The organism is uncultured Acetobacteroides sp. (assembly GCF_963667355.2).
In the GTDB taxonomy this organism is placed as follows: domain Bacteria; phylum Bacteroidota; class Bacteroidia; order Bacteroidales; family ZOR0009; genus Acetobacteroides.
In genome coordinates, this window is sequence record NZ_OY763328.2 from 1410807 (window position 1) to 1424116 (window position 13310).

General features: G+C 45.6%; 3 protein-coding genes. All 3 read right to left on the minus strand.

Annotated features, from left to right (window positions below; translation table 11 throughout):
• Window position 1: 1 nt before the first annotated feature.
• A complete protein-coding gene (locus ACHZA1_RS05960) occupies window positions 2–373 on the minus strand; it encodes a four helix bundle protein (RefSeq protein WP_320054315.1) in 372 nt (123 codons plus the stop codon).
• A 39-nt stretch (window positions 374–412) separates the two neighbouring features.
• Entirely contained in the window at window positions 413–2275 is a 1863-nt protein-coding gene (locus ACHZA1_RS05965; protein WP_320054316.1) for a methylmalonyl-CoA mutase family protein, read from the minus strand.
• A gap of 286 nt (window positions 2276–2561) precedes the next feature.
• Window positions 2562–13052 (minus strand): GEVED domain-containing protein, encoded by a 10491-nt coding sequence (locus ACHZA1_RS05970; protein ID WP_320054317.1) that lies wholly within the window; start codon window positions 13050–13052, stop codon window positions 2562–2564.
• Window positions 13053–13310: the final 258 nt, after the last annotated feature.

The window sequence follows — 13310 nt, forward strand, 5'->3', positions numbered from 1 at the left end:
TTTAGATATTAGACTGTTGTCGCTTAACTAAACATTGATTTAAACTCGAAAGCATTTTGCCAATCTCAAGAACTTGACTATTCAAATTATCAAAGTCATCTTGATTGATATAGCCCAAATCTAAAGCAATGTATAGCAGTGATTCAACTTCAAAAGCTGATCCTAATGCGATATCCAAGAATCTACACATATCCTTATCGGAACCTCTACCCGAACCCTCAGCAATGTTTGATGAGATCGAGACAGAAGCACGGCGGAGTTGGCTTACAACACCGAACTGTTCCACTTTCGGAAAGTCCGAAGTCAAAGAATAGATGCTTTTCGAGAAAGCCCTAGCCTTTTGCCATACATTCAACTCCTTAAAATTGTGCATATTCTAACGTCTAATGTCTAACGTCTAATATCTCAATAATTAAATCCCTAACTCTGCTTGGTAACCTTTCAATGTCTCAAGCACGTTGCTCTTTACGCTGATGAAGTTGGTGATGCCCTTAGCTTTAAGCTCGGCTTCGCAAGCTGGTGCTCCAGCAACAACGAAGATAGCCTTACCCTTAAGCATTTCGTAAGCCTCAGGAGCGTAGGTTGCGTAATCATCATCCGAAGAACAGATAACAACTATATCAGCCTTAGCCTCTAGTGCAGTCTTAACACCTTCCTCAACAGAAGCGTATCCATTATGGTCGATGGTACGGAAGCCAGCGCAAGCAAAGAAGTTGCAAGCAAACTGAGCGCGTGCACGACGCATTGCCAAAGCACCGATGGTTAGCATGAAAGCCTTAGGCTCCTTGCCGCTCTTATCAGTCTTGTAGCGAAGCGCCTCGAATGCCATTGCGCCACGGTATGGAGCAAGAGCCTCGGCAGCATCACCCTTCTTAGCCTCAGCGCGGGTGATAGCCTCAAGGGTTACATCAGCCTCAGCAACCTCGGTAAAGTTAGGATACTGGTTGGTACCAAGTACAATATCGCGACGAGTAGCGATGTTCATATCACGCTTTTGAGCGGTAGCCTTAACTGCAGCTTGGATAAATCCTTCCTTAATTGCAGCAACATATCCGCCCTTGCCCTCTACCTCTACGAATAGCGTCCAAGCAGCCTTTGCGATAGAAGCAGTTAGCTCCTCGATGTAGTATGAGCCAGCAGCTGGGTCAACCACTAGGTCGAAGTGAGCCTCCTCCTTAAGCAGCAGCTGAGCGTTGCGAGCGATACGGTCGCTGAACTCAGTTGACTTGCGGTAAGCAGCATCGAAAGGAACTACGGTTAGCGAGTCAACACCTGCAATGGTAGCCGACATAGCCTCGGTAGTACCACGAAGTAGGTTAACGTATGGGTCGTAAACGGTTTGGTTCCACTTCGATGTTTCAGCGTGGATGCTCATCTTAGCATCGTTCTCGGCAACGCCGTAGTTCTTTGCGATTTCTGCCCAAAGCATACGAGCAGCGCGGAACTTGGCAATCTCCATGAAGTAGTTGGAGCTAACCGAGAAGTTGAAGCGAATAGCCTTAGCCACCATGGTAGCGCAAGCGCCAAGATCGGTAAGCTTAGCAAGGTACTCGTTACCCATCGAAAGGGCAAAAGCCAACTCCTGAACAGAGGTTGAGCCCGAGTTGTGGAAGATAGAGCCATCAACCGAAACAGTCTTGAAGCAAGGAAGGGCAGCAGCGCCTTCGATCATCTCCTTAGTGTTGGTGAAAGCAGCAGCTTCGTCGGAGCACCAAGCACCTTCGAGCGATAGCTTGCGAAGTGGGCTGTAGTTGATTGATCCACGAACAGCAGCAAGGTTAACGCCGTCCTTCTTCATCTTTTCGATGAATAGCTTAGCTAGATTACGGCTCTTGCAGCAGCATACAAAGTTTACCTCGATAGCGCAAACGCTGATACCTTTAAGAAGAGTGTCAAGCTCTGCAGCGGTAAGCTCCTTGCAGCTGTTGAAAACGAATCCGAGCGAGTCAACGCCCTTCATGAGCACATCCAGCGCCTTAGCATTGGCTGCCTTAACATCCTCTACAAGGATATCCTGACGAACCATCCAAGCGTTGCTGTTGGTTTTGTTTCCGCGAACATATGGGAATTGACCAGGGAGATACTGAAGGTGATCGAGATTCTTCATATCCTCAGTACGGTAGTACGGACGTACGCTGAAGCCTTCCAATGGTTTCCACACCAGCTTCTTGTCGTAGTCGGCACCCTTAAGGTCAACGTTAATTACCGCATCCCACTCGGCTGTTGTCACAGGAGCGAATTCGGCAAATAACTTAACATCTTTATCTTCTGCCATAACTAAACTATTTTGTTAAAGTTGGACCAAAAGTATGAAAAATTTGGGACAGGGTGAATTGACTAACAGTAGAAAGAACCGACAACATGTTCAAAAACATAATTGACACAGACATAGGAATACGGTTTCCGCAAATTTCGATATTAACCACAAAGACCAAACTGCAAAACTCAAAGTCACACAACAGCTACACCCAGCCTCATAATCCTACTCCAAGCCTCGTGTACCTTGATAATCTTGGCAAAAGAAAGGCTGCCCCAAACCGAGGCAGCCTTCTTTGCTATAATTACTTTGCAATGTTATTACCAACGTGGTAGGGTGGACCAGTAACGGGCTTTCGATAAATTGTCACTGTTTTTGTCAGTGTTGTCTTACATCCATTTGCTCCTGTAACAATAACCGAAACAATCTTATCAACCTGAGTTCCTCCACTAGGGAAAATAGAACCATTCGACAGCCAAGTAATTGTTGGCTGATAGCTATTCGAGGGCGTGAAACCTCCAATAGCATCCTCTACGCTCCACAAATAATTAGGGAAAGAAGAGTCGCTAAGCTTTAACACTGTATTCCCATCAGCACAGCCTTTATAAACATTTGCGGCATCCCAAGCAATTACTGGATTTGCGTTTACGGTAGTTGAACTTAAATCGGTAAGCTGTACGCTACAGCTATATTCATTAGTTGCCCAAACATTGTAAACAGTATTTGCCACAGGTGATGCCGTTAAGGTAACATCTCCCCCTGCCATACTACTTACCGATGAACCTACGTTGGTATTATCGCTATTAAGACGAAGCTGGTATTCTATACCACCAGCCGCACCTGTTATTACGATACTTGCAGAACTACCATTACAAATGGTAGGATCAGAAACCGTATTAGCTGCTGAAGGTAGTGGATTTACAGTAACGCTTAATGAGTTCGTTACAGACGAAGATCCTGTTTCCTTTACAGCAACAGAGCCTGTCCCTGCCGCAGTCCAAGTAACATTAATAATATTAGGAGTAGCACCAACCGTATAGGTTCCTCCAACAACGGTCCAAGCATAAGCGTGCGTTCCAACCTTTGGGGTCGAGTAGGTATTAACAGAATTATGACATACCGTACTATTACCGCTAACTAAAGGATTAGGAATATCAGTAAGTGTTACATTGTAAACAGGAGTAGTAACACTACAACCATTTATAGTTTCTGTCAACCTTAGCGTACCAGCAGCACCTGCCCCCCAGGTAACTGAAACTGGGTTTATATTTGACGAAACGGGCGTACCACCTGTAATAGTCCATGAGTAAGTATTACCGCTACTCGCCGTACTATACGCTACAACAGAACCCGCAGGCGTCGTGGTTAACCCTGTGATCACTGGCGTTGGAGATGGTTTCAACGTTATAGTTGCCGAAGTAGTAAAATCGCTAATACCCGTGCTTCCTGTATTATCCTGAACATACGACATGGTAAACACGTAGTCACCAGGACCACCACTTGCTAATGCGGGTAACGCATTAGATACGACCAAGCTATATGGCGAAGTCGCGATGTTAGAGATAGAGGTTTCGTTGGCCCCATTAATCTTATACTTTATATTCCAAGGCCCAGTACCTGTAAGGGTGATCGGAATGCTTGTACTAGTCCCATCATTACAAATACTGGCAGTGCCGCCGGTTATGGTAGCGGTTGGAAGACTTTCGACACCTATTGTAAGGATGTGATCGCCATTCAATGCAATAGGTGTAGGTGCCGTCTTAATAGTACCACTAGCAACACCTCCATCGGTAACCATATTACCTCTATTAATCCAGGATGAATTCCATTCAACCACCCTAAGTTTCTGTCGAGAAGCCGCTGCAACTGGAATTATACCACTAGAACTATCCCAACGTAAGGTAACATTCCCGGTAACACCAACAGGTCCATTAACCTTCCAGTATTCGGTATTACTCACCACATCAACAGGGGCAGTTTTTGTAGAAGGGTTATACCCTTCGTTGTTGGGGTTGTGGCTAAAGTATTGAGATGTATAATTGCCTGCACTAGACACTTCAGATACAACAACCCTCCCAAAACGAGAGCCACTAGCATCACCAACAGGGAAAGCAAAATTACCACCAGCGTTCATACTCTTTCTAAGCGGTCCATTTACGAATGAGGTAGGACTACCACCAACAACAGCACTAGTGCTGGTATTGGTTATGCTCAACAGGTTCGTTGATGTTGTTGTTACATTCCCATTGGTTAGGTACAAAAGATTAGATACAGCAGCGTTCCCAAGACCTGCAATGGTCATCCCAGCAGCATTGTCTATCTTAAGATTATAGAACTGCTCAGTAGTTGCACCATTAGCAACGGTAAGCGTTTGCCCTACTGCACCGTTAAAGTTAACCATTCCCTTACCTGGAATAAAACCACCCGTCGCAGACGTATTGTTATCGGTCCAATTACCTAAAGCGGTAATAGTTCTATTGAAGAGTTCGTTACTTAGGGTTGCACCTGCATTAATGGTAAGATTTCCCAGCACTTTCAGGTCCTCTGCTGTAATCATTTTCTTACCTGTACCCGAGAATATTACATTCTGATAGGGTTTGTAGTTATTACCTGGTTTAAGGGGCAATGTGGCCTCATTGTTACCAGTAAATTCAATGGTACTGCCTGTAGTGCCCGCAAAGACATCGAAGTTACCACCAGGGAATACGAAAATACCATCGGCAGTAGAAGTAAGCATTAGCTTACCACCTCCAGTCACATGACCAATACTATGATAAACCGTCAACCCAACATCAAGAGTTCCTTTAATATCCACTGAATATGCCGTTGCTCCATTAGAACCAAGTGTAACCGTATGCCCTGCAGAGACAACCACTGGATTCCCATTTGGAGTACAGCCGCAAGAGGGTCCACCAGCCGTAAGAGACCATGTTCCCGATGTAAACCAGTCACCCGATTTTATGCTATATAGTACAGGCAAAGACACAAAGTTAGGATCGTCACCTGCCGTATACTCCCCATCTATAAAGGTCTGTCCTATCAGTTTAACCTGATGGTTTCCTGCATCTACGCCTCCTGCAATCCCCCCCGATGGGTTCCAAATACCTCCAACAAATCTACCAGCAACGTAGTCAGTCTCGGTTCCAACAACATCTGCCGCCTCATACTTATAATAATGATCTACGATACATGCTCCTGAAAAACCAGACGATACAACATTCCAATAGTACTTTAGCTGATCCGTTGCAGGTGCTGCCGCCGATGGATGAATATAGTTTACTGGCTTAATGGTTATGGCCCCATTGCTATTGGTATTCGATGTAAAGGTATAGGTAGCAGGAGTGTACTTTCCAGCAACACCCATTGGATAAGTAAACGAAGATGCGCCAGCATTGAATATCTTCTTTACCCCAGCATCAGAGATTACCCCATTTAGGATAAGCATCCTATTCTTATCAGTTGATCCTGCGACAGTGGCATTTGAACCAAATGTTAGGAGATAATCGTCAATATAAATGCTACCTGAATTAAAGGTAAGAATACCGTTTATCTGGAAATTATCCTTTGCAACAGCCCCCATCGAGTTGTTCATGGTAATATTACCAAACAAGCCAGCCCCATTACCAGATATCAGCTGAGGTTGTGTTCCATCGAAACTAATACCTCCTGTAGCACCCGAACTTATATGGGTCGCCTGATTATAAACATCCCCAATCTGTGATATGGTATTTCCACCATCACTGAATATCCCTGCGTTAATAGAGAGATTCCTGTTTACCCGTATGTTTGTATTCGAGCTAAGCGATAATGTACCCGATGTTCCTACAACCAGATTACCAAAGTTGGTAAGATTAGCACCTGCACCAGCAATAGTCTGACTTGAAGCCCCTTTAAAATAGGTTGTTTGCGTTAACGCCCCTGCCTGATAGCCTCCACTGTTTACACCAGAACTCGCATTGGTATTACTATTTGTTAGATTCCCATTAATGGTTACATCAAGCCCGTTTGCCATAAAAGCCGAGTTACCTTTAATAGTCAGATTACCCTGCAATATCAAAGGGTAGATATTCAAATCTACATTCTTACTATTTGTTGTTCCATCTACCTCCAGATTCCAAAGAGGAACGGATGTCACCATATTAAAGGTTGAGTTGGCAGCAGTTGTGCCAGCACCAAATACAATAGTACCTCCAGTCACAGTACTACTCTCTGGACTTAGATACAGGTCAGTATAGCTGGCATTATTAAAGTTACCCGTAATGGTTAGTTTGCTAGTGCCGCTCATATCAAACTTACTACCTGCATTAAGGATTTCGAGCATCGAGCGAGAACTGTTAGCATTACGTCCAGCAATGGTAACCTCACTACTTCCGCTTTGCGAATAGTTCAGCGAGCCTGTATTAATGGTGGTAACCCTTCGTACTTGACCATTTACAAAAAGTTTTCCGGCACCACCCACAACTATTTCGGGAGTTCCACCCGAGGAGTACTCAATGTCGTTATTAAGATTTGTGCCAAGCGTACCTATATTAATAGCGCCATCTAGTACCTCCAAACGACCGTCGAGTTTAAGGTCGGTGGCATCGGTGGCTCCTGCTCCTCCAATATTTATGGTACCTCCATTGGCAGACAAACAACCTGAAATAGGAATAGAGAAGCTACCCGAATTGGTGAGGGCAAGGGTTAATGGACTTGTTAGCCTAAAGGTGCCGTTGGTTAGAGTAAGCGCCGTAGCAAGAGTTGTATTCAACGAAAGAGTGCTAGACGTTACCTCAAGCAGCGTATTACGCGACGATCCTTTATCGACTGTTATCGTATTAAAGTTGGTGGTTGTTCCTGTACCATTTATTTCCTTATCAGTATCGCCAGTAAAGGTAACGTTACAAACCCTTGTAGCACTCTTATACATGTCGAAGGTTCCGTTATTGGTAAGGTTGCCCTGAACCGCTAACAAGTTGGTTGCAGTACCTCCTGCGTTTACATCAAAGGTACCATTAACTAAAACATCGCCATTAGCCACAACGCTCTGTGCTCCTGTATTTGTATACCTAAGCGTTCCACTCGACTGCACGTCAAGCAGTTTTCCAACTGTAAGAGTTTGAAGAGTTGCAGCATTATTAAGTTGCGAAACTCCTGTTCCTCCCACCCTGTAGGTATCATATACCATCAAGTTGGTATTCGGTAACGTTACCGTTCGACCTGCCGCAGGTGTCGTTACCAGGTTATTGTAGGTGGTAATATTTACCGTGCTACCCGCCGATACATAGGTGGTAGGCAGCGTAAACGATGTTGCTCCATTACTATAGTACTCTACGGTACCTCCACCGCTCGATAGGAAGTTACCAAAGTCGCCACCAGGAAACACCGCGATTCCAACAGACGAAGATATCTTCAGCAGCCCAGTACCCAACACCTTTGTATCGGGAATAGAACCGAAGTTATGCCCCGTAGTTGTTGTAATATCGAGCGTAGAACCAGAGTTAATCTGGAGTCCACCTGTCGTAATATTATTAAAGCCCGCAGGAATGGTTACGGTATGGTTATGGGATGCATCGCCAATAACAACCGGGTTACTTGGCCCAGGAATATTTATTCCAGCAACAGCACCGGCGGAAACAGCAACTCCGCCTACTGATGCTGTCGACCACGTATTATAGTCGTTCCAATTGCCATCTGTTCGGCTATAGAACACCTTTACGGGTGCAAATGCGCTCAACTCGCCAGCGGTATAGTCGCCATCAATGAAGCTTATGCCGTTAAACAGCACCGTATTTGTACCATCAACAACCTTAGATACGTCGTTAATGGGCACCCAACTGTAGGGACGGTAGGCTGCAGGGATGTAACTACCCTCGGTTCCCACAATATCAGATGTTACGTACTGGTAGCTATGCGTTACCGAGTTGGGTTGTAGACCTGCAAAGTCGGAACTGGTTACCTTCCAGTAGTAAGTAAGCGCATTGGTAGAGGTAGCAAAGGGCTGTAGTTGCGCTACAGGACGAACAGTTACCGACCCCCAATTAGAAGGTGCTGTGCCTACCTGTATATTAGCTGGCGTATAGTCAGCACCAGTACCTATTGGGAATAGAAAGTTGGCCGTACTACTGTAGGTTTTGGTTATACCTGCATCGCTTTGGAAACCTGCCAGCTTCAGCATCTTGGTACCCGAAAAACCAGCAGTGGTGGTACCCGCAAGGGCATCGTACACTGCACTAGCACTTCCCAACTTTAGGTTCAAGTTGCCTACGTTTAGCACACCTGCCCCTAAGCGTAGGTTGCCTGTAAGCGACTGGTTGGCCGTTAGAGTAGCCCCTGCCGTATTATTGAGGTTAACATTGCCAAATACCCCAAGCCCCGAACCGCCAATAACCTGGTTAAAGGTACCGTTCAGGAGTATGGCACCACTCGCCTGGCTGGTATGCGTACCCGAATTGGTAACGTTACCATTTACGCGTATACTATGCCCCACATCATTAAGGAAACAGCCATCGTCAATAGTTAGGTTATTTTGAACTATAAGATTGTTGGTAAAGATGTCGGCGTTTGACTTATTGGTAATCATCAAATCGTATAATCCGTTGCCCCCAACACCTATTGTACCAATATTAGAAAAACGTTGACCTCCCGACCCATTAAATATGGTCATATTAGTCCCTGGCAAATAAGTTGTTCCCGCACTAAGCATAAAATCGCCCGCAACGGAAACATTTTTATTATTTGTATTAAGTCTACTCGATCCATTAACCGCTAGATTATGAAGAACAACTAATGCGGGTGCTGTAAGCGCAGGAACTGCAGGAAGGCTTGCATTACCTGCATAGTCGGCAAGGTAGGATGTTCCCGTTCCGAGGATATTCAAATCCCAGAATGGTGCCGAAGAGTTAATGTTTGCCTGACCTCCACCTGGTGTTGTAATATTGACAGTACCTCCTGTGACGCTTATATTACTAGGATTCGCTCCAATTATTAAGCTAAAATTATTACCACTACCACCTGTTATTGCAGGAGCGAGAATATTGATTATTCCTCCGCTCATCTTAAACGCCATAGCACTATAGGGTAGCATAAAGCTAGCGGCGAAATCAGTACTACCACCTGTTACATTTAAGGTTCCTCCTGATTGATAGTAAGCCCCACGGTGAGTTCCAAGACCATCTTGTGAGGATACACGAAGTGAGGAAATGTCTAACTGACCTCCTTCAATGCTTAATAGCCCTGTTGTACGCATCACCAATCCATTGGCTCCATTTCGTATATCAAAATAGGAGTTTCCGGTTATACGAATTGTACCATATACTACAGGGTCAAAATTTTGGTACGCAGGATTCCAAACTACGGTTGCTCCATCCAACCACAATCGCGCATCCTCATCTATATTATAGACCCCATAATTGCCATTATCGGTACCCAAGCATGGAATTGATATATTGCTTCCTAACCTTACCGTTCCTGCAAGTAGCCCTAACGCATTAGGATTTGGAAGATTTGGTGGGCTTTGGGTTGGCAGGTAATGCTGCTGATCGTTCCTGCCAAACAGCCTAAAGTTTGCGGTAGCGGTAGCATCAATATTCAGCACATAAGTTTGGTCAAACCCCTTATCTATCTCTATACGGTAGAAGTCACTCTGCCCGTTACATCGCAGACTCTGATCGGCTGTTCCATTATTAAAAACAACATCCGATGTTCCTGTTGTAGGTGTGCTTGTATATGCAGGGGTAGCCTGATTGGTAAAACGTACGCTACCATCGTTGGTAAAGTCGCCATTGATGGTGATGCGGTGGTTGGCATTACCCGTACCAATACCCATACTACCATTTGCCGATACGTACACGTTACCCTGTATGGATAGATTTCGACTCGCCGCAGTACCATTGTTAATGGCAAACTTACCCCTAGTTACCGTAAGGTTACCGTTAACCGTCATATCTCCCAGAAGGGTGCTGGTTAGTGCGGTTGTACTAAGATTAATGATAAGGTTGTTGTACACCAATTGCCCAAAGCTGAAGCTGGCAGCATTATAGTACTCAACCGTACCGCCACCCGCCGAAACGAAGTTGCTCCAGTCGGCCGTAGGGAATACTGAGTTGCTAAGGCGTACAACACCCTGTCCACGAACGGTGGTAAACGACTGCGTGGTAAAAGTACCAAGGTCGAGCGTACCACCCTCGTTAATCTGAACGGAAAGTACGGCATACCCATTAGCGGGTGTTTTTACCGTTCTACCATTAAGTATCACCACCCTATCGTTTGCCGTAGGCACCGCCGGTGCTACCGAGAGGGTACCCGATGGGTCGGTTGTCCATGTGGTGGCAATGTTCCAATTGCCCGACTGGTAGGAGTAGTAGGTTTTATAGAGCGGTTGCTCGCGAGCGGTCCACTGTCCGGCGATGCTAGTTGCCCCCGACACCGTCATGGGGTTGGCACCAGGACCACTGGCAACCGTAGGTATCGACCATGCCGAACCATTATGGTAGTATGGGATATAATTTGCTTGTGCGCTGCTTGAGCCAGCCTCTCCAATATCGTAGGTTAACTTTAAGCTTGCATCCGTTATGGTAAGGTTGGAGGTAGTTACAGCCCAGTACTTCTTAAGGTCGGTCCCATTGGCAGCCACAGGACCAGGCGCTAACGAGGGCACCGCACGTACGCCAACGCTCGCCGTTCCCGCTACCGTAGCGGTAAACGAGGTAATTTCGTAGGGCGTATAGCTGGTACCCGTACCTACAGGATAAGCCATTACAAAATCGGCAGCGGAGGTACCTTGCCTAATAAGGCTACCCGTACCATCGCATACAACCATGTGGTTAGCATCAAAAGCCCCTGCAATGGTGGCGCCGCTGGCTAGCGTAAGGTTATTGGTTCCCGATCCTAAGCTAAGCTTACCATTAGCAAGGGTCAGGGTACCATTAACGGTAACGTTACCTTGCATGGTTTTGGTACCACCGCCAGCAATGGTAAGGTTACCATAATTAAGCGCCATGACATTCTGCGCACCTGCAAAGCCATACGAAATGGTTGATGCTGGATCGATAACCTCCACACCTCCCCAAACCGCATCGCTGTCCACGTTGTGGTTGTAGGTGGCGTTGGCATCAAGTTGGAGGGTGGTTGCTGCCGATAGCGTGATGGGCGCATTGGCTGTTAGCATGGACCCATCTTCTATTTGCAACTTAGTTGTTGTACCCAAAATACCCCATACCGAAACAGCCGTCATTGGAAAGGAAGGCTGCACCACAAATATCTGGTTGTTTGCAGTAAAACTGGTTGGAGAAGAGCCTCCTCCCGTTCGTGCCGTATTCCAATTAGCATAAACAGTTGGATCGCCACCTCTTGAGTAGTATACAGTTGGTGGTTGCATGACGTTAACCGTGTAATCTTCAACTTCTCCATCATAACCATTATCACAAGATGCTGCATAGGAATTATATCTTGCAGATACACGCATTCTTGTATTACCAAGAGCCGCCGTAGATGGCACATTAATAGCTAATGGCGATAACGTTGTTGGACCATTTGCACTATTGCTTGTAGTTCCCAAATCATATTCCTCACCAGCATCATTAAAACTACCATTCTGATTCCAATCAATCCAAACACGTGCATTGATAGAATAAGGCCCATCCGTATTCAAATTTACAGAAAGGTTATAGCTACTGTTTTTTGCAAGCGACGTAGATAATGCAGTATAATCGCTATAGGCAGATGGCTTTGCCGATGTATTATTAATAGTATTAAACTGAACCTTAGTAACACTAGTTGCGTAACTAGTATTACCTGTTGACGAACAATAAGAAGGATTCGAATTTCCTACCACCGTTACACTTTGCTCAGGTGCGCCGCCTCCATTAACTGTAATAAAATCTATATAATCTACATTGGCTTCAGTAGGCTTAAACCTAACATAAATAGTAGTTGATGCTAATGTTGCACTGGCATAGGGTACGTTTATCGATGATGCATATCCCGATCCAGCACTCAACGAAACCTCGAAGTTGTCAGGAGCATTTATAACCACGTTGCCTGGATCCCCCGTTAGGTTTATGCCCGACAGGGTAACACTTTGAGATGTAGAAGTACTTCCATTTGCAGCAAAACCAAAATCAAGGGTTGCAGTAGAGACTGCAAATGTTGGCACTGTCCAAGTAACGATAATCTGACCATCACCACCATTACCACCGGCTTTATTACCACCACCTTTTTCTCCACCACCGCCACCACCGCCAGGAGAGTTACCATTGCCCCCATCATTATTGGTAGCACCAGCACCTCCTGCTCCTCCATTAGCACCAGCACCTCCTGCTCCTCCGGTAGCAGTACCTACAATACCGTTGCCTCCTGTCGTATTTGTTGTTCCTCCTGTTGCATTACCGCCAGAACCTGCAGCCTGTTTATTTGTCTTACCACCACCTCCTCCATTAGCAATCAAAGATAAGAAAGAAGAGGAAGAACCTGGATTACCATTTCCTCCATTGACACCTATCCCCCCAGTCCCAACAATAAAGTCTATAGACTGATTTGGAGTAACTGCAAGAATTTTCTTTGCATAACCGCCTCCGCCACCTCCAGAACCTCCTGAGCCACTACCAGTAGACCCACCACCTGCACCTCCAGCACCCCAGCATTCTACGGTTATAGAGGTCGCACCAGCGGGTACCACAAAGGTTCCACTAGTAGTAAATATTTGCGACTGTGGTTGCCCCCACCCCTCACTCGGAGCAAGTAAAAGAGCGAGTAGCAGAAAAGATACGAAAGCGAAACGTCGTTGAGTGGTATTAAAAACATATCCCTTACCCATGGCAGTAGTGGTATAAAGTAGAAAGCAAATAAGTACAATCAGCAGACAACCGGATGGTTGCTCAAACGGGGAGATACTCGTAAACCTGCAATAGCGACTCAGCGAAGTATACACATACGCCAATCAGCCAACATCTGTTAGATGTTGCTAACAAAAACCACTTTAATTTAAACGGTATAGGTAAGGTTTGATTAAAACCGATGCAAAGCTATCTACTGTTGCAATCATTAATTCTAAATCAGCCAGTTGCTACTTCCC